Annotated in this window: 19 protein-coding genes and 1 pseudogene; all 20 read right to left on the bottom strand. The window is 37.7% G+C overall.

Features of this window, described 5'->3' with window-relative positions; all coding sequences use genetic code 11:
• Nucleotides 1-23: 23 nt before the first annotated feature.
• The 20 genes and pseudogenes from rimP to NP781_RS02470 all read right to left on the bottom strand — a co-directional run bounded on the left by rimP (nucleotide 24) and on the right by NP781_RS02470 (nucleotide 21,769).
• A complete protein-coding gene (gene rimP / locus NP781_RS02565; protein WP_004269252.1) occupies nucleotides 24-500 on the bottom strand; it encodes a ribosome maturation factor RimP in 477 nt (158 codons plus the stop codon).
• A 335-nt stretch (nucleotides 501-835) separates the two neighbouring features.
• The gene (locus NP781_RS02560; RefSeq protein ID WP_221682746.1) at nucleotides 836-5,167 is read right to left on the bottom strand and encodes a PolC-type DNA polymerase III; all 4,332 of its coding nucleotides are present in this window, start codon (nucleotides 5,165-5,167) and stop codon (nucleotides 836-838) included.
• Between the two features lie 270 nt (nucleotides 5,168-5,437).
• Nucleotides 5,438-7,144 (bottom strand): proline--tRNA ligase, encoded by a 1,707-nt coding sequence (locus NP781_RS02555; RefSeq protein ID WP_221682747.1) that lies wholly within the window; start codon nucleotides 7,142-7,144, stop codon nucleotides 5,438-5,440.
• 131 nt (nucleotides 7,145-7,275) lie between these two features.
• A complete protein-coding gene (rseP, locus tag NP781_RS02550) occupies nucleotides 7,276-8,538 on the bottom strand; it encodes an RIP metalloprotease RseP (protein WP_221682748.1) in 1,263 nt (420 codons plus the stop codon).
• Nucleotides 8,539-8,584: 46 nt separating this feature from the next.
• Nucleotides 8,585-9,730 carry a 1-deoxy-D-xylulose-5-phosphate reductoisomerase gene (gene dxr, locus NP781_RS02545; RefSeq protein WP_221682749.1) on the bottom strand — a complete coding sequence of 382 codons (1,146 nt, stop codon included), beginning with the start codon at nucleotides 9,728-9,730 and terminating at the stop codon, nucleotides 8,585-8,587.
• Nucleotides 9,731-9,792: 62 nt separating this feature from the next.
• Nucleotides 9,793-10,593, bottom strand: coding sequence for a phosphatidate cytidylyltransferase (locus tag NP781_RS02540; RefSeq protein WP_221682750.1), 801 nt, complete (start codon nucleotides 10,591-10,593; stop codon nucleotides 9,793-9,795).
• Nucleotides 10,590-11,384 (bottom strand): undecaprenyl pyrophosphate synthase, encoded by a 795-nt coding sequence (locus NP781_RS02535; protein ID WP_004269258.1) that lies wholly within the window; start codon nucleotides 11,382-11,384, stop codon nucleotides 10,590-10,592. Before NP781_RS02535 ends, NP781_RS02540 begins: the two co-directional genes overlap by 4 nt.
• A 310-nt stretch (nucleotides 11,385-11,694) precedes the next feature.
• Nucleotides 11,695-12,252 carry a ribosome recycling factor gene (frr, locus tag NP781_RS02530; RefSeq protein ID WP_004269259.1) on the bottom strand — a complete coding sequence of 186 codons (558 nt, stop codon included), beginning with the start codon at nucleotides 12,250-12,252 and terminating at the stop codon, nucleotides 11,695-11,697.
• Nucleotides 12,252-12,977 (bottom strand): UMP kinase, encoded by a 726-nt coding sequence (gene pyrH, locus NP781_RS02525; RefSeq protein ID WP_004269260.1) that lies wholly within the window; start codon nucleotides 12,975-12,977, stop codon nucleotides 12,252-12,254. The genes frr and pyrH overlap by 1 nt, the downstream gene beginning before the upstream one ends.
• Nucleotides 12,978-13,193: 216 nt before the next feature.
• The gene (tsf, locus tag NP781_RS02520; protein WP_131521886.1) at nucleotides 13,194-14,081 is read right to left on the bottom strand and encodes a translation elongation factor Ts; all 888 of its coding nucleotides are present in this window, start codon (nucleotides 14,079-14,081) and stop codon (nucleotides 13,194-13,196) included.
• Between the two features lie 101 nt (nucleotides 14,082-14,182).
• The gene (gene rpsB / locus NP781_RS02515; RefSeq protein WP_004269262.1) at nucleotides 14,183-14,902 is read right to left on the bottom strand and encodes a 30S ribosomal protein S2; all 720 of its coding nucleotides are present in this window, start codon (nucleotides 14,900-14,902) and stop codon (nucleotides 14,183-14,185) included.
• Between the two features lie 155 nt (nucleotides 14,903-15,057).
• Complete coding sequence (locus tag NP781_RS02510; RefSeq protein WP_221682751.1) at nucleotides 15,058-15,636, bottom strand: hypothetical protein; 579 nt, start codon at nucleotides 15,634-15,636, stop codon at nucleotides 15,058-15,060.
• A 9-nt stretch (nucleotides 15,637-15,645) separates the two neighbouring features.
• Entirely contained in the window at nucleotides 15,646-15,948 is a 303-nt protein-coding gene (locus NP781_RS02505; RefSeq protein WP_004269264.1) for a hypothetical protein, read from the bottom strand.
• 23 nt (nucleotides 15,949-15,971) lie between these two features.
• Entirely contained in the window at nucleotides 15,972-16,742 is a 771-nt protein-coding gene (locus tag NP781_RS02500; protein ID WP_036080567.1) for a FliA/WhiG family RNA polymerase sigma factor, read from the bottom strand.
• Nucleotides 16,743-17,154: 412 nt separating this feature from the next.
• Nucleotides 17,155-17,613: pseudogene (locus NP781_RS02495) on the bottom strand (amidohydrolase family protein); the annotation flags it as partial.
• Nucleotides 17,614-17,704: 91 nt separating this feature from the next.
• The gene (locus NP781_RS02490) at nucleotides 17,705-18,076 is read right to left on the bottom strand and encodes a hypothetical protein (protein WP_221682752.1); all 372 of its coding nucleotides are present in this window, start codon (nucleotides 18,074-18,076) and stop codon (nucleotides 17,705-17,707) included.
• Nucleotides 18,076-18,579, bottom strand: coding sequence for a chemotaxis protein CheD (locus NP781_RS02485; RefSeq protein WP_004269269.1), 504 nt, complete (start codon nucleotides 18,577-18,579; stop codon nucleotides 18,076-18,078). The genes NP781_RS02490 and NP781_RS02485 overlap by 1 nt, the downstream gene beginning before the upstream one ends.
• 1 nt (nucleotide 18,580) lies before the next feature.
• Nucleotides 18,581-19,213 (bottom strand): chemotaxis protein CheC, encoded by a 633-nt coding sequence (locus NP781_RS02480; RefSeq protein ID WP_257521304.1) that lies wholly within the window; start codon nucleotides 19,211-19,213, stop codon nucleotides 18,581-18,583.
• Nucleotides 19,214-19,222: 9 nt separating this feature from the next.
• On the bottom strand, nucleotides 19,223-19,669 hold the full coding sequence (locus tag NP781_RS02475; RefSeq protein WP_004269272.1) for a chemotaxis protein CheW: 447 nt from the start codon (nucleotides 19,667-19,669) through the stop codon (nucleotides 19,223-19,225).
• 27 nt (nucleotides 19,670-19,696) lie between these two features.
• Nucleotides 19,697-21,769, bottom strand: a complete 2,073-nt coding sequence (locus tag NP781_RS02470; protein WP_257521303.1) for a chemotaxis protein CheA — start codon at nucleotides 21,767-21,769, stop codon at nucleotides 19,697-19,699.
• Nucleotides 21,770-21,784 lie beyond the last annotated feature (15 nt).

Below are 21,784 nucleotides of genomic sequence, written 5' to 3'. Positions count from 1 at the left end.
TTGTTTTCACTCCTAAATATGCTTTATGCTGAAAAATCAATGGCAAGTCGTGCCAATGCGATTTTTTCTTGTTCAATTGTTACTGTTATTTTACGTGTTTTAATACGCACTTCCATCACTAATGTATGTTCATCGTATGACGTTAAGTAGCCTTGGAATTCCTTCATGTCCTTGATGGGCTCATAGGTTTTTACATAAATAAACTTGCCAACTGCTTTGACAAAATCTGTATCTTTTTTTAATGGACGTTCCGCTCCAGGCGAAGAAACTTCTAAATAATAGTTTTGTGTAATTGGATCTTTTTCATCCAATAACAAGCTTAGTCGTTCACTCACTTGAGCACATTGATCGATGTCAATTCCACCCTCAGGTGTATCAACATAGACACGTAAAAACCAGTTACGTCCTTCTTTTACGAACTCAATATCCACTAGCTCAAGATTTAACTCATCCACAATTGGTTTAGCGAGCTCTTCAATTAAAGATGGTACTTTGCTCATTATTTCCTCCTGTATTTATCAAATTCTAGCGTATGAATTGTTCATCACTATCAAGTTAACGCAGTGATGAACCATAATAAAACAGAAATTCCACCAGTTGCTTTGGTGAAATTTTACGGTCTTACCTGCTGTTAGTCAAAATTTGTTTTGCTACGGTTAAACAACAGAAAAGAGCGGGTAAGCCCCACTCTTTTGCTGGAAAAATATCAACAAATTATTACCATAAGAATAGCACAGTTCTCGACACAATGCAAATTTCCTTCATTATATATAACCATATTGTGTCAGGAATTTGAATTTACATTGTGACCTTTCAATGCAAAACAATTGCAATACTAGAATAGCGATAACTGATTAGCATCAGGCATGCCTTCTAAACAACCAAGCTGGTCCATGTATTCAATAAGTGTTTTGGAAACACGACCACGTTGCTGTAAATCTTCCTTGGATAAAAACTCTCCCTCTTCACGAGCAGCTACGATCGTTTTCGCCACGTTGGTTCCAAGACCCGGAATTGCATCGAACGGAGGGATTAGTGAATTGCCATCAATGACAAACTCACTAGCTTGGGAACGATATAGGTCAACCTTTTGGAAACTCATACCTCGTTCACACATTTCCAGTGCAAGCTCCAGCACGGTTAATAAGTTTTTCTCTTTAGTGGATGCATCTAAGCCTTTTATATTGATTTCATCAATCCGTGCTCGAATCATTTGCGATCCTTGCACCATTGCAATTAAATCAAAATCGTCTGCTCGAACTGTGAAATACGCTGCATAATAAAGGATTGGAAAATGTACCTTGAACCAGGCAATTCGTACTGCCATTAGCACGTATGCTGCAGCATGGGCTTTCGGGAACATGTACTTTATCTTTTTACAAGATTCAATATACCAACCTGGTACTTTATTGGCGAGCATCTCCGCTTCAAATTCTTCTGATAAACCTTTCCCTTTACGAACAGATTCCATAATTTTGAAGGCTAGTGACGGCTCTAGACCTTGATAAATTAAATACACCATAATGTCATCACGACAACCAATTACTTCTTTTAGCACACATGTACCGTTTTGAATTAATTCTTGTGCATTCCCTAGCCATACGTCTGTTCCATGGGAAAGTCCAGAAATTTGTACAAGCTCCGAGAATGTCGAAGGCTTCGTATCTTCTAGCATTTGACGTACAAAACGCGTACCGAATTCTGGTATACCTAATGTCCCTGTCTTACAGCCAATTTGCTTTTCCGTAACGCCTAAAGTTTCAGGAGAACTAAAAATTTTCATAACGACAGGATCATCGGTCGGGATTGTTTTAGGATCGATTCCCGATAAATCTTGTAACATCCTGATCACCGTTGGATCATCGTGTCCAAGTATATCTAGCTTTAAAATATTGTCATGAATAGAGTGGAAATCAAAATGGGTTGTACGCCATTCTGAATCCTGCGCATCTGCAGGGTATTGCACTGGAGAGAAATCATAAATGTCCATATAATCTGGAACAACAATAATTCCTCCAGGGTGTTGCCCAGTTGTACGTTTTACTCCTGTACAGCCTTGAACTAAACGATCAACTTCTGCTCCTCGAAAATGTAAATTATGATCACTTGCATAGCCTTTCACATAGCCATATGCTGTTTTCTCGGCCACGGTACCAATTGTTCCAGCACGGAATACATAATCCTCACCAAATAGCACCTTTGTATAATTGTGTGCTTGAGGCTGATATTCACCCGAAAAATTCAAGTCGATATCTGGTACCTTATCACCTTTGAAACCAAGGAAGGTTTCAAATGGTATGTCTTGTCCATCTTTTTTATAAGGTGTTCCACATTCCGTACAGTCTTTATTTGGTAAATCGAAGCCTGAGCTGACAGATCCATCATCGAAAAACTCAGAATGTTTACAACTAGGACAAATATAGTGAGGAGGTAATGGGTTAACCTCTGTGATTTCCATAAAAGTGGCTACTAATGAGGAACCGACCGAACCACGTGACCCTACTAAATAGCCATCAGCTAATGATTTTTTCACTAGCTTGGCAGAAATTAAATAAATTACACCAAAGCCGTGTCCCAAAATCGATTTTAACTCTTTTTCAATTCGAGCTTTCACAATTTCCGGTAACTCCTCACCATAAATACGATGGGCCATTTCATAGGTTAAATTGGTTACTTCATCATCAGAGCCCTCAATTTTTGGTGTATATAGGTCATCCTTTATTGGTTTAACGTCCCCAATACTTGCTGCTACTTTTTGAGCATTCGTCACAACCACTTCTTTTGCAAGATCCGGTCCTAAAAAATCAAATTCTTTCAGCATTTCATCAGTTGTTCTAAAATGGACCTCTGGTAGCTTAGAACGATTTAAAATATTTGCTCCACCTTGTGAACCAATAAGTATTTGCCTAAACATCCCATCTGTCGGATCTAAATAATGAACATTTCCAGTTGCAACAACAGGTTTATCTAGCTTCTTCCCGAGTTTCACAAGTTTACGGATAATATCTTCTAATGTCCATTCATCACGTACAACATTCCGTTCGATTAATGGTGCATATACAGCCTTCGGTTGCACCTCAATATAATCATAAAAGCGAGCAACTTTTTCTGCTTCCTCTGGAGACTTATTCATCATGGTTTCGAATACTTCACCATTACTACAACCTGATCCAACTAATAAACCCTCACGATATTGTTCAAGCACGGCACGTGTCACACGAGGAACACGATAGAATGTTTTTGTATGTGAATGTGAAACAATTTTAAATAAGTTTTTTAAGCCTGCATTATCTACTGCTAAAATTGTACAATGCATAGGTCTACCTTTTTTATAAGCATCCCCACCACCAATATGCTTATTGAAGTCATCATGGTATTTAATAGCTAGCTCATCAGCATCCTTTAATAGTTGCAGCAGTAGATATCCTGTCGCCTCTGTATCATAAATTGCTCGGTGATGCTGTGTTAATTCAATATTGAATTTTTTACACAGTGTATTCAAGCGATGGTTTTTCATTGTAGGATAAAGCAATCTTGCTAGCTCTAATGTATCAATGACAGGATGGACTGTCTCTTCAAGACCAAATTTTTTATAGCCTGTATATAGGAAGCCTATATCAAATGATGCGTTATGAGCGACAACGATTGCATCTCCGATAAAGGCATGAAATTCTTTAATGACCTGCTCTACCTCTGGAGCATTTCGAACCATATCATCTGTAATACCTGTTAATTCAATGGTAGTGGCCGAAAGTGGATGATGTGGATTTGCAAAACTTTCATATTTATCAATCACTTGTCCATCTTTAATTTTAACTGCAGCCAATTCAATAATCGTATCATATGCCGTTGACAGCCCTGTCGTTTCTACGTCAAAAACAACATACGTTGTTTCTGCCAATAAACGATGCTCTGGAGCATAGGCAATTGGTACACCATCATCAACTAAATTTGCTTCCAGACCATAAATAATCTTAATGCCATGTTTTTTGCCCGCTGCATATGCTTCAGGGAAAGATTGCACCACCGCATGATCTGTAATAGCTATTGCTGGATGCCCCCACTTTGCAGCTTGAGCAACAAGCCGATCAACAGGTGTAACAGCGTCCATTTGGCTCATTGGTGTATGCAAATGTAACTCAACACGCTTTTCACCCTCTGGTGCTAAATCCTGTCGTGTTTCTTTTTTGATTTCATTAATATCATTCGCCATGACGATTAAATCACGAATAAACGTATCGGTTTGCACAGAGCCTCGAACTTTAACCCACATGCCCTTTTTCAGATGTTGCATTAATTCAGCATCATCATTGTCACGAGAAAACATTTTAACAATGATGGAATCTGTATAGTCGGTAATTTTAATTTGTAATAATGAGCGTCCACTTTTTAATTCTTTTATTTCCGTATCAAAGACAAATCCCTCAATAATAACACGGCGTTCTTCTTCAACAATCCGTTTAATTTCCATGATTTCATTATCTTTAATTTGCATCCCAAGTTGGAATGGACGGTCACCAAGGTTGGCCAGTGCCGGATTGTCTTTCTTCTCTTGCTCACGCTTTTGGAAATCTTGCATCGCTTGCTGTGCCAGAGCCACTTCTTCCAGACGTTTCTGCTCCATAAATGCTTCCTGTGCCGCGATCATTTCTTCCGTTTCTTCTCGTAGCACAAAGTCGATTGCCATACGAGGGAAACCAAATTGACCATAGCTTTCTGCTAGTTTGTCCGCATACTTCGTTTTGAGCATCATAAATTCCATTTCCTGCATACAGGATAAAGTCATTTTTTGGCCGTTCCACGTTGGTATTTGAGTAATGAGACAATTTTTAAGCGTTGGAGCCATCTCATCAATTTGTTCCACAACATTTAGCCAGTACGCCTGCACCAATTCTTCTGTGACATTTTTTTCTAATGTTTCAAATGTCGTATTAACTTGTGCTATCGCTGAAAATTTCTCTGTCAAATGCGTACGGAAAAGCTGATATAACGGAAACGGTAATATATCTTTTAACTTAATTGTGAAATGCCAAAGTCTATCCTTTTTATGAACTGTCAGGCGTGATAGTTCACCTTCCTCAAAAAATGACATATATACATCATCTGTTAACTCTAGTTGTTGCAAGAGCATTCGAAGCCTCATTCTTGCCTCTTGTTGCTGTTCCAATCTAATGACACCTACTTTCAGAAAGAGGCAACTTCTTTAGCCTCATGTTCTAATTCGTCTCAAACGCATGATGAGAATTCAAGAAAAAAATTCGCTCCCACACTGCGGGCGCTCTTCAAGTTTAACAGAAATTTTACCATCTGTTGTTGCTTGCTTGGCTCACTGTCCCGCAGAAGTGTCGCGAATTATTTATATCTATCTTATCAAAATTATACGAAAGCCTCTATTAAAAGCATCAAATTCTAATTATCACCAATTTTTAGCTCGTCATTAATTTTTACGGAAAAATTCATTCAGACGATCAATTACTTCTTCTTTTTTCCATTCAAATGTTTCACCTGTTTGACGGAATTTCACTTCTACAATACCTTCTGTTGCTTTTTTACCAACCGTTACTCGAACAGGTAGACCAATTAAATCAGCATCAGCGAATTTTACACCCGCACGTTCAGGACGATCATCTAGTAACACATCATAACGGTATGATTTTAATAAGCCATAAAGCTCCTCCGCTAATGTCACTTGTGCCTCATCTTTTGTGTTAACTGGCACAACATGAATATCATATGGCGCTAATTGTGTTGGCCATGTAAAGCCATTGTCATCTTGGAAGTGCTCCGCTACAGCAGCTAGAATACGAGAAACACCAATACCATAGCACCCCATAATAAATGGTTGAGCCTTACCTTGCTCATCTAAGAAAGTACCATTCATTTTAGCAGAGTATGTAGTACCTAATTTGAAAATATGACCAACCTCGATACCTTCTGCAAATTTAATGTTTCCTTGTCCATCTGGAGAAGGGTCTCCCTCTTGAATAAAACGAATATCTAAATAGTCATTAACTGCAAAATCACGCTCTGGGTTAACATTGACTAAATGGAATCCATCTTCGTTGGCACCTGCAATACCATTACGGATAGATTTAATAGCATGGTCTGCTACTACTTTTACGTCTACTGGTAATTTCACTGGACCAATTGAGCCAATGCCACATCCTAATAATTCTTGAATCGCTGCTTCACTTGCAAGTTCCACAGATCCTGCATCAAGTGCATTTTTCAATTTGATATCATTAATTTCATGATCCCCACGTGCAAGGACTACTACAAGCTCTCCATCTACATCAAAAACTAGAGATTTGATGACATTAGCAGGTTCTACTTTTAAGAATGCTGAAACATCTTCAATTGTTTTTTGCTCTGGAGTTGCTACTTTTTCTACATCTTTTAAAGCTTCATCAGATGGTTGATAGTCAACAATTACTTCAGCCATTTCGATATTTGCTGCATAATCAGAAGTATCTGAGTACGCAATTGTATCTTCCCCGATTTCAGAAAGTACCATAAATTCATGTGTTCCTTTACCGCCAATCGAACCTGCATCTGCAATAACAGCACGGTAGTTTAAGCCGAGGCGGGAGAAAATATTAGAATAAGCACGATACATATCTTCATATGTTTCATCTAAACTTTCACGTGACGCATGGAAAGAATAAGCATCCTTCATGATAAATTCTCTTCCTCTTAGTAAGCCAAAGCGAGGACGTTTTTCATCACGGAATTTCGTTTGAATTTGATACAATGTTAGCGGTAATTTTTTATATGATTTAATTTCATCACGGACTAAAGTTGTTATGACTTCTTCATGTGTTGGCCCTAATGCAAAATCACGGTCATGTCGGTCTTTTAAGCGCATTAATTCAGGTCCATATTTTTCCCAGCGACCTGATTCCTGCCATAGCTCGGCAGATTGTAGAGATGGCATTAGTAGCTCAATGGAGTTGATAGCTTCCATTTCTTCTCGAATAATTGTTTCAATTTTTGTTAGTACACGTTTTGCAAGCGGTAAATACGAGTATACCCCACTTGTATTTTGACGAATAAACCCTGCACGTAGTAATTGCTTATGTGATTTTACCTCAGCATCAGCAGGTACTTCACGTAACGTTGGGATAAATGTTTTACTTTGCTTCATTCAGTGTTCCACCTTTTTCAATAGATAAGTTTATACTCTCAATAGCATAAACAAATTTAGCTTTGAGCGCAATGTTTCATCGAAATTGCGCTCAAAGCTAGGAAATCAAATTTCATTTAACTGTAAATGAATTAAAAGAAAAATCGTTGTATATCGTTCCATGTAACAACCACCATTAGAATCATGAGTAGGACGATTCCTACAAAATGTACAATACCTTCTTTTTGACGGTCAATTGGTTTACCACGTAAAGCTTCAAAGCCAAAGAATAATAAACGGCCACCGTCAAGTGCTGGTAATGGAAGTAGGTTCATAATTCCTAAGTTAATACTTAGCATTGCGGCCCAATTCATTAAGTTCATAATACCATATTGGGCAACTTGCTCTGTTGCTTTATAAATACCTACAGGACCTGAAAGTGCGTCTATTGTGAACTTACCGGTAATTAGCATACCTAATAGTTCAAATATTTTCACAGTCATATTATAGGTTTCCTGAGCTCCATATACAACTGCCTTTAATGGGTTAAATTCTCTTGGACTTTCATAGCGTACACCTATTTGACCATATTTCTCGCCATCCTGCTGGATTTCCTTAACAGTCATATTTAAGTTCACTGATTGTCCATTTCGTTCAACTGTCACGGCAATATCTTCGTTTGGATGATCTTGAACGATTGCAGCTAAATCTTGCCATTTTTCAACTACTTGTCCGTTAATAGCTGTTACTCTATCTCCTGCCAGCATCCCTGCCTGTGCAGCTGGATCATTCTCTACTACTTCCGTGATAATTGGCTCGTATGTTGGAACACCATGGATCAATCCAATCACTAAATAAATCACAAACGCGAGAATAAAGTTAAACAAAGGGCCTGCAAAGATAGTCATTGCTCGTTGGCCAACTGTCTTTGCATTAAATTGACGATCGTGTGGTGCAATGACAAGTTCACGACCATTTTCCACAAGCACACAGTCTCTAGCTACTTGATAACGAACTAGACGTTCTTCTTCATCATAACCCTCTACAAATAACTCCTTCTCTAAATCGGCGCGTTCAACTTCTAAAAATAATAAATCTGGTAACTGCTTATTATTTTGATTGAAAATAATTTTTTTAACAACATTATCCTCATTCACAATAAGCCCTATTCGGTAGCCTGGCTGTAATTCCGTGCCATCCATATCCTCGCCGGCCATCCGTACGTATCCCCCGATTGGTAATAATCGAATAGTATACATTGTTTCTCCATGCGTTTTTCCATAAATTTTGGGACCCATTCCGATCGCAAATTCACGTACTAAGATACCTGCACGTTTGGCGAATAAGAAATGTCCAAGTTCATGGAAGAAGACGAGCATACCAAATATTAATATAAATGCAATGGCTGTTTGCATAATACCCCACCTTTAATAGCGATTAGTTAACGATACAGTGCTTTCGTTATTTTACCATGTCTAACACTATTTTTCTTGTCTCACTATCCACATGTAATATGGTTTGTAAATCTGGTACTGCAATGTTTTGGTGTGCCTGCATCACACGTTCAATCGTCTCATCAATTTCAAGGAATGTGATTTTCCCTTGTAAAAAGGCTGCAACTGCCGCTTCGTTTGCTGCATTCATCGCTGTCAGAATCGTACCACCCATACGACCAGCCTCATACGCTAAACGCAAAGCAGGGTATCGCTCAAAGTCCATCTCTTGAAAATGTAGTTGACCAATTTGCGCTAAATTTAGTCGCTGACCATTTTGTAATGGTATACGGTCTGGGTAGCTTAAAGCATATTGGATTGGCACACGCATATCTGGTGTACCTAGCTGAGCAATAACACTAGTATCATGATACTCAACTAGAGAGTGAATAATACTTTCTCTATGCAAAAGTACATCTATTTTATCATACGGCATATCAAATAAAACATGTGCTTCAATGACTTCTAATCCCTTATTCATCATTGTAGCGGAATCTATCGTAATCTTTGCACCCATAGACCAGTTCGGATGATTCAGTGCATCTGCAACCGTCACGTGTTTTAATTGTTCTCGGGTTTTATCACGGAAGCTACCACCAGAAGCGGTAATAATCAAACGTTCAATATTTTTCGGATTCTCACCATTCATCGATTGGAAGATGGCAGAGTGCTCACTATCTACAGGCAAGATGGCTACATTGTATTTTTTGGCCTCTGCCATCACTAAATGACCAGCAGTTACAAGCGTTTCTTTATTAGCAATAGCAATCGTTTTGCCCATACGAATGGCTGCTAATGTTGATTCAAGGCCTACACTTCCGAGCACAGCATTGACAAGTACAGTTGAATCTGGATGTGTTGCGACCTCTACAAGTCCTTTTGCTCCAAACGTAAATTGGATATTTGGAAACTCTTTAGCTAGTGTTAGTGCGTCTTCTTCTAATTGCACAGAAACTAATTCGGGCTTTAATGTTTCAATCATTTCTCGCGTTTTCTCTAAGTTCTTTCCTGATGAAAAAGCTACTAATTGAAAAGCATCACGTTGTTCTTTTAAGATATCGTAGGTTTGCCAACCAATTGAACCAGTTGCACCTAATAAACTAATTTTTTTCACAACAAATTGTCCCCTTTTTCTATCTAAGCAAATGATTTAGCAAAATGTCTTTTCCTATACAATCAATTACCAAATAAATGTAAAAAATGAAGTAGAGGCACGACAAATAATAGACTATCAAAGCGATCTAAAATTCCCCCATGCCCTGGTAAAATATTGCCTGAATCTTTTACATCAAAGTGACGTTTAATAGCAGATTCTACCAAATCGCCCATTTGACCAACAATTGAGGCAAAAATCGTTACAAAAATAAGTGATATATAACCATTTGCGAATGGGTAAATGAGTTGCATACATACTGCAAAAATAACAGCGATGACTATTCCACCTATAAAGCCTTCGATCGTTTTTTTAGGTGAAATTTCTGGCCATAACTTATTTTTCCCGAATTTTCTACCTACAAAATATGCACCCGAATCCGTTGTCCAAACAACTAATAAGCAATAGACAACATACTCTAATCCAACATTTCTAGTTTCAATTAGATAATGGAATCCTAATCCCACATAAAATGCGCCTAATAAAATAAAGCCAACTTCGTCAAAAGTAATTTTATTTTTTACTAAAACCACGTAAATAAGAAGTAGCATCATTAGACCATAGACTACCATTAGATTAGACGAATAGCCTATTAATTCTACAACCCTTTCACTCCAGTCCTTCGGGATAACGAGTAAAATTAAAGTGATCAGTCCTAAGAAGCCAGGCACAGAAAAGATGGAAATACCTTTCATCTTAAGTATTTCATAAAAACCGACAATAGCCATTGCTAGCACAAGTATGGCAAATGGTACTTTTCCATAAATAACGAATGGAATGAAAAGTGCTGCTGCAATTATTGCGGTAATAATTCGTTGTTTCAAGTTGTTTCTTCTCCCTTCAACCCACCGTAACGGCGATTACGTTTCTGATAGTTTTCCACCGCTTCGAGTAAGTTTTCCTCACTAAAATCTGGCCACAATGTATCTGTAAACCAAAATTCTGTATAGGCGAGCTGCCATAGCATAAAGTTACTTAATCGCACTTCACCACTTGTACGAATTAAAAGATCTGGCTCAGGTAAATGAGCTGTCATTAAATGAGATGTTAAGCAATCTTCTGTTATGTCTTGCATCGTTAATTGACCGTCCTGCACTTTTTGAAGCATCATTTTCATGGCATTGACCATTTCAGAACGACTACCATAATTCAGCGCAAAGTTTAAAATAAGCCCTGTATTATGCTTCGTTTCTTCCATTGCCTCATACAACGCTTTTTGTGTATGGGCAGGTAATAAAGATGGGTCTCCAATCATTTCGACACGTACATTACGCTCCATCATTTCTGGTAAAAAGGAACCTAAAAATTCAACAGGTAGCCGCATAAGAAAATCTACCTCAGGTTTTGGTCTCTTCCAATTTTCAGTGGAAAATGCATAGACAGTTAAGACTTTAATACCCAGGTCTGACGCAAATCTCGTCACCTTACGCACCGTCTTCATTCCTTCATGATGACCAGCCACACGTGGCATAGCTCTTTTCTTCGCCCAACGTCCATTTCCGTCCATAATAATCGCTACATGGGCAGGAATCGGCTCGCTTTTAGCTAGGGCCACACGCTCCTCCAATGATAGTGTATCCATATTTATTTGTTTACCTAATAGCTTTTTAAACATGCTAACTCCCCCACTACAACTAATCGGACGTATACTAACCTATCATATCAAACAAAAGCGCCTTTTGTCTTTTTTTTCCCTCTAAATTGACTATGTATGTACTAGCTTATTTTAGAACTATACACATATTAAAGAATGAGTTTGTTAAATAATAATTGATTGTATCATTAATGACCTTTTCACATTCATGCATGCTCTCTATTTGAGTAAGCAATTTGGCTATGAATAATAAAGAGAAAAGACGTCCTGTTAAGTATAGGACGCCTTCATCTCATCAAAAAGTTCCATCATAGACGTGTAAAAGGTTTATTTACACCTCTAAAATTTCTTTTTCTTTATCTTTCGCTACTTGATCTACTTTCACAATGAATTCATCTGTTAACTTTTGAATATCTTCTCCATAGCCACGTAGATCGTCTTCTGTGATTTCGCCAGCTTTTTCAAGTTTTTTCAAATCATCATTTGCATCACGACGAACATTACGTACAGCAATTTTTGCATCTTCCGCTTCTTTTTTCACTTGTTTTACTAGATCTTTACGACGCTCTTCTGTTAAAGCAGGAATCATAAGACGAATGACAGAACCATCATTTGTTGGTGTGATACCAATATCTGATTTCATAATTGCTTTTTCAATATCACCTAAAATTGATTTATCGTAAGGTGTAATTACTAATAAACGAGCTTCAGGTATAGAAACACCCGCAAGTTGGTTAATTGGTGTTGCTGCTCCATAGTAATCAACCGAAATACGATCTAATAGAGATGCGTTCGCACGACCTGCACGAATAGATGCTAGTTCGCGTGAGAAAGCTGCGATTGTTTTGTTCATTTTTTCTTTAGCTTGTTCTAAAACTTGTTTAGCCATTATACATTCCTCCTAACAACTGTTCCGATTTTTTCGCCTTGTACAGCACGTTTAATGTTACCCGGCTCCGTAATTGAGAAAACAATTAGCGGGATATCGTTATCCATACATAAAGTTGAAGCCGTTGAATCCATTACTTGTAAGCCTTGTTGGATAACGTCTAAGTATGTGAGTGTATCATATTTAATGGCTGTTTCATCCACTTTAGGATCCGCTGAATAAACGCCATCGACATTGTTTTTAGCCATTAAAATTGCATCAGCATCAATTTCTGCTGCTCGTAATGCGGCAGTCGTATCAGTAGAGAAGAACGGATTACCTGTCCCTGCTGCAAAGATAACGACACGCTTTTTCTCAAGATGTCTAACTGCTTTACGACGAATGTATGGCTCCGCTACTTGAGTCATCACAATAGAAGATTGAACACGTGTTTCAATGCCTAATTTTTCAAGTGCATCTTGTAAAGCTAGGGAGTTCATTACGGTTGCCAGCATGCCCATGTAGTCCGCAGCAGCACGATCCATTCCCATTTCACTACCTATTTTCCCACGCCATATATTACCGCCACCTACAACAACAGCAACTTCTACATCAAGATCTACTACTTCTTTTACTTCTTCTGCAACAGACTTGATTATTTTTGGTGATAAACCGAAGCCCGCTTCTCCAGCTAACGCTTCACCACTTAGTTTAATAACTACTCGTTTATATTGCGGTACACTCATTGTAAACCTCCGTAAGACTTTATTTAAAACATCCCTATTCTCTTTTCCATTATAGTATATCTAACAATAATTACTAGTTGTGAATAAGGCAGAATAGAAAATTATCTTCAATTTTTCATTCACTTCGGAAAAATAGGGAACACGCTATGTTGTGCTCCCCATTTTTTTGTCTAGATAATCTAGATATTATTTGATTAGAATCAAATGCAAGCTAAATTAGTTACCTTTAACTTGGCTCATTACTTCTTCTGCAAAGTTATCTTCACGTTTTTCGATACCTTCACCAACAGCGTAACGTACAAAGCCGTTTACAGAACCACCAGTTGAAGCTACAAAATCACGTACTTTTTGATCTGAGTTTTTAACGAAAGTTTGGTCAAGTAAGCAAACATCTTCGAAATATTTACCAAGACGGCCTTCAACCATTTTTGCAACGATGTTTTCTGGTTTACCTTCGTTAAGAGCTTGTTCAGTTAATACTTTACGCTCACGTTCAACTTCCTCAGCAGAAACTTCATCGCGAGAAACATAAGTTGGGTTTATTGCTGCAATGTGCATAGCAACATCTTTAGCAGCTGCTGCATCAGTAGAACCTTCTAAAGTTACTAACACACCGATACGACCGCCCATGTGTAAGTATGAACCGAATGCATCTGCATCAGATTTTGTTTTAATTTCGAAACGACGAAGTGTAATTTTTTCTCCAATTGTTGCAATAGCAGATGAGATTTGATCTACAATTTTTACGCCTTCAGCATTTGCAAGCTCTAAAGCAGCTTCAACTGAAGCAGGTTTAGCAGCAAGTAATTGCTCAGCTAAAGATGCCACTAATACTTGGAATTTGTCGTTTTTCGCAACAAAGTCAGTTTCAGCATTTACTTCAAGGATGATTGCTTCGTTACCTTGTTCTAAAATGTAAGTAGTACCTTCTGCAGCGATACGGTCAGCTTTTTTAGCAGCTGAAGAAAGACCTTTTTCACGTAGGAAGTCGATAGCTGCTTCTAAGTCGCCATCAGTTTGTACTAACGCTTTTTTACAATCCATCATACCAGCGCCAGTTTTTTCACGTAATTCTTTTACTAATTGTGCAGTAATGTTTGCCATTTAGTGTTTCCTCCTCAAATTGGTTGAACATAATTTAATGATAGGTTCTAAAAAAGGTGATAAGGGTTTTGAGCCACTTATCACCTTTTTGTAAACGTGAATTACTCAGCAGCAGCTTCTACAGCTGGAGCTTCTTCTTCACCTTGTTTTGACTCGATTAAAGCGTCGGCCATTTTAGCAGTTAAAAGTTTAACAGCGCGAATAGCATCATCATTAGCAGGGATTACGTAGTCGATTTCATCTGGATCACAGTTAGTATCAACAATACCTACTAGAGGGATGTTTAATTTACGAGCTTCTGCAACCGCAATGCGTTCTTTACGTGGGTCAACCACGAACATTACGTCTGGAAGATCGTGCATATCACGGATACCGCCTAAGAATTTGATTAGACGTTCGTGTTCTTTTTTAAGTTGGATTACTTCTTTTTTAGGAAGAACTTCGAAAGTTCCTTCTTCTTCCATTTTTTCGATTTGTTTCATACGTGCAACACGTTTTTGAATTGTACCGAAGTTTGTAAGAGTACCACCTAACCAACGTTGGTTGATGTAGTAGTTGCCTGAACGTTCAGCTTCATCTTTGATCGCTTCTTGTGCTTGTTTTTTCGTACCAACGAAAAGAACTTTACCACCATCTTGACCAACTTGACGCATGAAGTCATAAGCTTCCTCTAATTTTTTAACAGTTTTTTGTAAGTCGATGATGTAGATCCCGTTACGTTCAACGAAGATATATTTCTTCATTTTTGGGTTCCAACGACGAGTTTGGTGACCAAAATGTACACCAGCTTCAAGTAATTGTTTCATAGAAATTACTGACATGTGAATTTCCTCCTAATATTTTGGTTTTTATCCTCCGCATTTATCATCTACAACAAGCTACCCTAAGCTTAGAGCACCACTTACTGCATCAAAATGCGTGTGTAGTAATAACACCATTTGCAACTATATCATAGCTTTGAACGATTCGCAACAATTTAGTGATGGAATTTCAGTAAAAGCTCGATTTCTGTTTTACCCTTTTGCAGTTGTTTCGCTATTTCCTCTGGTGATTTTCCCTGCTTTGCTAATTCTAGAACCTGTTGTTCCACTGTCAGCAATTTTTCAGCTTCTTTTTGCTCCTCCACTTTTAGAGGTGGAGCTGTTTTCACCATTTTCGAGCCTGTATGTTGCTGACGTGAATAAGCATTTGCGACTATATTTTTAGGTACATAGATACGAGCATCCTTCTCTAAAGATAGAGAACTATCACTTTTCACCTCGTGTACTACTGGCAAAGATGGCTGCTCCTGAGGTGTCATATATTGTTCCGTTTGCTGCAAGCTACTAGCAGCTATTTCTGACTGAGAGACATTTTGTAGCTCTTTAATAAGACGGTCATTTTCATCTTTCATTTCAGTTAAATACACACTAATGGTGTCGTCCATTTCCCTCATTAATCGTTCTTGCTTCTTTTCCAAATCTTTAAACTTTGCTAACTTTGTATTTAAAATGATAAGAAAGTAAAATGAAATGAGCTGTAAAAAGAATAGCACCGCTATTAGAATGGTTGTCATTGTAAACTCCTATCCACTAAAATCCACGAAATTCCCTTTAAACGGATGTTGTGCCTGTTTTTCTTGTTGATCCTTTTTTTTCTTTTTATGAATCCCTGTTAAATACTCACCACCCGCATCTTCATCCTCACTAATTTCATCCATACCTTCTGATGTGTTGACAATTTTTTGCTTGCGCTCTACTTCTTTTTTTAATGCTTCATTTGCATGTGCTTGCTGAGCCAATACTTGCTGCTGTGCCTGATCCGCCATTTTTCCTGCTTCAAATGTTTTTGGAATAGCAATCTGTAACTCGACACCTTTTAAACTCATTGGAATCTCTCCCTCAAGGATATTTACGCATTAATCATTTCACTAGATAATAGCTTTCGTAGCTTTAATAGCGCTTTTGAATGAATTTGTGAAATACGAGAGGTTGATAGTTCAAGCATTTCACCAATTTCTGTCAAAGTTAACTCCTCCGTGTAAAATAGACTAAGGACAAGCTGTTCTTTTTCATTGAGTTTCTGAATATTTTCCGCAAGATCATCTAACAACTCTGATTTAATGATAGCTTGCTCAGGTGTTTTTGTTGTATCGTCTCGTATGACAAAAGACTTGCCATCTGTTTCTTCTTGGTCTTGTTGTTCATTAATAGAAAGAACATTTGAAAAAAAATGCTCTTGCACAGTTTGATAGACATCTTCAACAGATACTTCCATATGCTCCGCAAGTTCCTCAGGTGTTACATGACGCATATATTTTTGTTCTAGTTGTTCAATTTGTGCATCTAATTTTTTTGCTTTTTCACGCGCTGACCGTGGTAACCAGTCTTCTTTTCGTAAACCATCAATGATAGCTCCTCTTACTCTAAACGAAGCATATGTATCAAATTTTAAATCTCTGTTAATGTCAAATTTATTTAATGCATCAAAAAGTCCTACCATCCCTAAGCTCGTTAAATCGTCTCGTGATACGCTTTTTGGCAGACCTGCACCAATACGTTGGACATGATAAGATACTAAAGAAATGTATTTTTTTATAAGTAAATCGCCAGCATCTGGATCACGCTCATGTATCCAGCGATTCCACAGTTTTTGCTCATCGTTCAGAATTGGTTGTGTCATGAAATCCACCTCTCTAAAAAACGCTTTTTCACGCCTGTTTACTAACGACTACTTGCGCTCTTAAAATTTATCATTCAACAGGATTTCTCAGTTTTTTTATAAAAATCCACATTTAAACTAATCTAGACGTAAGCCCTGAGTAGTTAAAGCCCGATAAGCAGTTGCCATCTTTCCTATATTATAACAAGAATCGACTATAATTTCATTTGTTTCTCTTAGTCTCTAATATATTCCTTTGTTTTTGAAAGACGTAGAAAAACTGTATCCTGATTGTGTAATGATACTTGGATACAGTTGGATATGATTAAGCTTTTAGTTTAGGAAGCTACTGAATTCTTTTAACAAAGAACAAATTGAACAAAAGAGCAATAATACCCAATATATAGAAACCACTCTTTCAATAAATTATGCTTTAAATCGTACTAGAGACAAATTTCCCATTGAATATAGTTGCCTTACGTAGAGATCTTCGAGCAATTGCTTCAGCAGAGCAAGAAGCCTCCACAAACACCATATTTGCATTATCCCCCACTTTTGGCCATGTTTGCTCACCTGCTTGATTGAGTGGGGTTTTTCCCCCTGTAATAAATGGAAGGGTTTGGGCTAATGAGCGTTCATCTCCCCAGCCTGAGCTTTTTGCCAAACGACCAGCTCGTTCTAATAAATCTCCGTTACCAAATGGGGACCAAACATCAAAGATATTGTCACAGCCAATTGCAACGCGTACCCCTTAACTGTGTAATAAACCAACAGGTGGAAACTTTCTACGGAGGGGGACACTCGTCACAATCGTAATACCTGCATCACGTAAGATGTCCGCCATTTCTTCTGCCTCAGGGCGTGAAATATCTCCTAGCCCAAAGGCATGGCTATATAAAAATAATTAATTTCACTTAAGTTTTTCGTATACTACAAACTCCACAGCCACAATAAAAAAGAGTCGTTATTCACGACTCTTACTTTTACGCATTTACTTGTTGATCTTCTTCTCGATTCATCATCGTTCTTACTACTTGTGCAATTTCCTCGGAATTTTCATCTTGAAATTCAACCGTAGAATTAGCTATTGGCACTTCTTGTATTACGCCTTCTATTGATTCAAGTTCCTTTTCTTCTATATCGCCTTCAACCGCTTCCTCATCTTCCTCTGGTGTAAACAAGATGTAAGCAATTAGAAAACGTACAATAAACATTACAAAAAATGCGATGATTGCTACAATAAAAGAGCCAATCAGGATTCGCAGAGGCGTAAATGGTTTTTGAAATGTACTAAAAAAATAAATAGAAAAGGCAATTAATGCTCCCCATAGGTTGTAAAATATAGAACCAAACATTAGATTTCACTCACTCCCTGGTTAACTGTTCGGATGTGTAATATCGACGTTGCAGGATTAAATTCAATCGTTCTACCACTATTTCCACCAGTATCCTCGGCCACTAAAGGGATGCCCTGCCTCTTTAATTCATTTTTGACAGCTTCTACATTGCGGGGACCAATACGCATTGTATCTTTGTCAGAAGTAAATTGGAACATCTGCGCACCCCCTGCAATTTTTGCCTTGAGTTTAAATTTTTGAACGCCTTCTAACTTTAGTAAATCAATCATTGCAGCAATCCCTGAATCTGCAAATTTCGCGACATTGATTGACTCAGCTCTTCCTAAACTTGAATCTGGTAACATCACATGGATTAAACCAGCAATTTTTTTTGACTCATCATACAAAATAACACCAACACATGAACCAAGACCAGAAGTTCGAATCGTGTTAGGTAGCTTTACTACATCCATTTGTGCAATTCCCACTTTAATCACTTGTCCACTACTATTGGTTAACATATCACGAAACCCCTAATGCTTTAAAAATTGCATCAAACGAGTCAGGATCTGGTAGTAGGAAGAAATGACCCCTCACCGTTTCATGGTCTTCCACACCTTCTTCAAAAATGGATGTATTGATAACAATAACATTATCGCTGACATGAGATAATTCTATTAAACCAATGCTTATTATAGCTCCAAACATATCAACACTTAGACCTGGCACAGTTGGATAAATTTTTAAATTAGTAAAATCCGATAAGGCAGATAAATAGGAGCCCGATAAAATATTACCCATTTCTTGCATAGCTGATAAACCTAACTCTGAAACAGGTCGTTTTTTAAAGTCAAAAGAGTCATTGAAAATAAGTCGACGTATAAAGCGGTTTGCTTGTTCGATAGGTAAAATAAAGAACATACTTCCCTCTGCATCACCTTCAATACGAAGGTAAATGCCAACAACTACGTTTTCTGATCCCCCAGCCAACTCCATCATATCGTTAAAGGACACCATCTCTACCTTTGGAACACGCATATCAATTTTTTTCCCAAGTAAATTGGAAAGTGCTGTCGCGGCATGCGCAGCACCGATATTTCCAATCTCCTTTAATACATCTAAATGTAGTGATGTAATTTTTTGATTAAATGTCATTATCGATCCCTACTTTAGTGGATTTAATACTTTTTCTAAATGTAATAAGATTAATAATCGCTTCTCTACTTTAGCAACGCCTGAAATAAATTCTTCTTCAAGTGAGCCAACGACTTCTGGTTGCGGTTCAATAGCACTTGCAGGAATATCAATAACGTCGTTAGCGGAATCCACTACAAAGCCTACTTCCATATCTTCTAATGAGATAATAATAATGCGTGTTGTTTCCTCATGTTCAGAAATAGGTAATTCAAAACGTTCACGTAAATCCACAATTGGTGTGACAACACCTCGTAGATTGATTACACCTTTTACATATTTCGCTGTTTTCGGTACACGTGTGATATGCATTAATTTCTCAATTCCTTGAACATGGGACACAGGAATTGCATATTCTTTATCTGCTAACTGAAAAACTATTACTTTAATACTTTCTTGCTCCACTGCATTTGTCATACTTTACACCTCTCTTATTCATTCACCTTATTTAATTAGTGCGTTGCAATCTACAATTAAGGCTACTTTACCATTGCCTAAGATTGTTGCTCCTGAAATGGCAAAGATATTTGTTAAGTAATTACCTAAAGACTTCAAGACAATTTCTTGTTGGCCAATGAATGAATCCACCACTAAACCAGCAAGTTTTTCACCCTTACGGACGATCACTACTGAGTGGAATTCTTCATCTTGATGCTCTTGACGAGGTACCTCAAAGATTTCCTCTAAGAATACCAACGGTACAACTTTGCCTCGGAAGTCGATTACTTTTTGATTATGCGCATTCATAATCTCTGATGAACGGATAATAGATGTTTCAATAATAGAAGATAGTGGAATTGCATAAATTTCCTTTTCAATCTCCACAAGCATAACTGAAATAATTGATAATGTCAGTGGTAATTGAATTGAGAAGATGGATCCAACATCTTGTGTTGATTCAATTGAAATATTGCCACCTAGTGATTCAATCGTTGTTTTTACAACATCTAAACCTACTCCACGACCAGATACATCGGAAATAACATCTGCAGTTGAGAAGCCTGGAGCTAGAATAAGCTCATTAATTTGTTTATCAGACATTGAATAGGATTGTTCTTGTGTAACAATACCTTTTGAAATAGCTTTAGCTAACACTTTTTCTCGATTTATGCCCGCGCCATCGTCTTCAATTTCAATAAAGACGTAGTTTCCGCTATGATAGGCACGCAATACGACAGTTCCTTCTTCAGGCTTGCCTTTTGCACGACGAGCAGTTGGATTCTCAATGCCATGATCCACAGAATTACGAATCAAGTGAACAAGCGGATCTCCAATTTCATCAATTACTGTACGATCTAGTTCAGTTTCAGCACCAATAATTTCAAGGTTGATTTTCTTATTTAAATCACGTGATAGCTGACGAATCATTTTCGGGAAACGATTGAACACTGTTTCTACAGGTACCATTCGCATTGTTAAAATAATAGTTTGCAAATCACCCATCACACGACTCATACGCTCTACTGTTTCATTTAGTTCACCATGATTTACTTCAGTAGAGATAGACTGCAATCGACCACGATCAATGACAAGCTCTTCAAACAAGTTCATTAAAATATCTAGACGTTCAATATTTACACGAATTGTTTTATTACCTACAGGTGCATGATTTTTGTCAGCCTTGGAAGGTGTAGCTTCTTTAGCAGGCTTTGCAACAGGCTCAGCTTTTGCAGCAGGCGTATTTGTTGGTATAGCAGCTACCTCAGCCACTGCAGTTGCAGTTGCTGCTACTTCTTGCTGCGCTTCAAATACTTTTTCACTAAATTTCCTTTGGTCAATTGTAGTCACAATAACCTCATCAACTTCAGAAACTTTCATTAGCTTTTTCTGCATATCCTCAGCTGTGGTTTTTGTGACAAAAGCTACATAAAATTGTTGATCAAACTGCTCATCTTCTAGCTTTTCAACAGATGGACTTGATTTAATGACATCCCCATCTTTTTCTAAAATCTCAAACACCATAAATACACGTGCTGCCTTAAGAAGGCAATCCTCACGTAATGTTACTGAAATTTCAAAAGCATTAAAGCCTTGTTCAGCCGATTGTGTAATGACTGTTTGTTCAAACGAATCATATTCTAATACACTTTCAACAACCGGTGCAGCAACCGTTGCTACCACCTCTGGTATTGCTTCCTCACCTAGTTCTATACGCTTTAGTTGTGCGACAGTTGAGGAAACATCACGCTTACCATCTCCACCGTTAGCAATATCCATCACCATTTCTTCTAAATGATCAACAGATTCAAATACAACATCTAAAATTTCAGGTGTAACATGAATCTTCTCATTACGGATGGCATCTAAAACATTCTCCATTTTATGGGTTAAATCTGCTAAATCTTCGAAGCCCATTGTGGCAGACATACCTTTTAATGTGTGTGCAGAGCGGAATATTTCCCCAACAATTGCCAAATCATCTGGATTTTTTTCTAATTCTAATAAATGTTCACTACACGCTTGTAAATGCTCTTTACTTTCTTCAATAAACATCTCTAAATATTGATTGACTTCCATAAGAGGACACCCCTT

It is taken from the genome of Lysinibacillus sp. FN11, from assembly GCF_024628845.1.
Lineage (GTDB): Bacteria > Bacillota > Bacilli > Bacillales_A > Planococcaceae > Lysinibacillus > Lysinibacillus capsici.
This window is presented reverse-complemented; position numbering and strand designations above follow the sequence as displayed.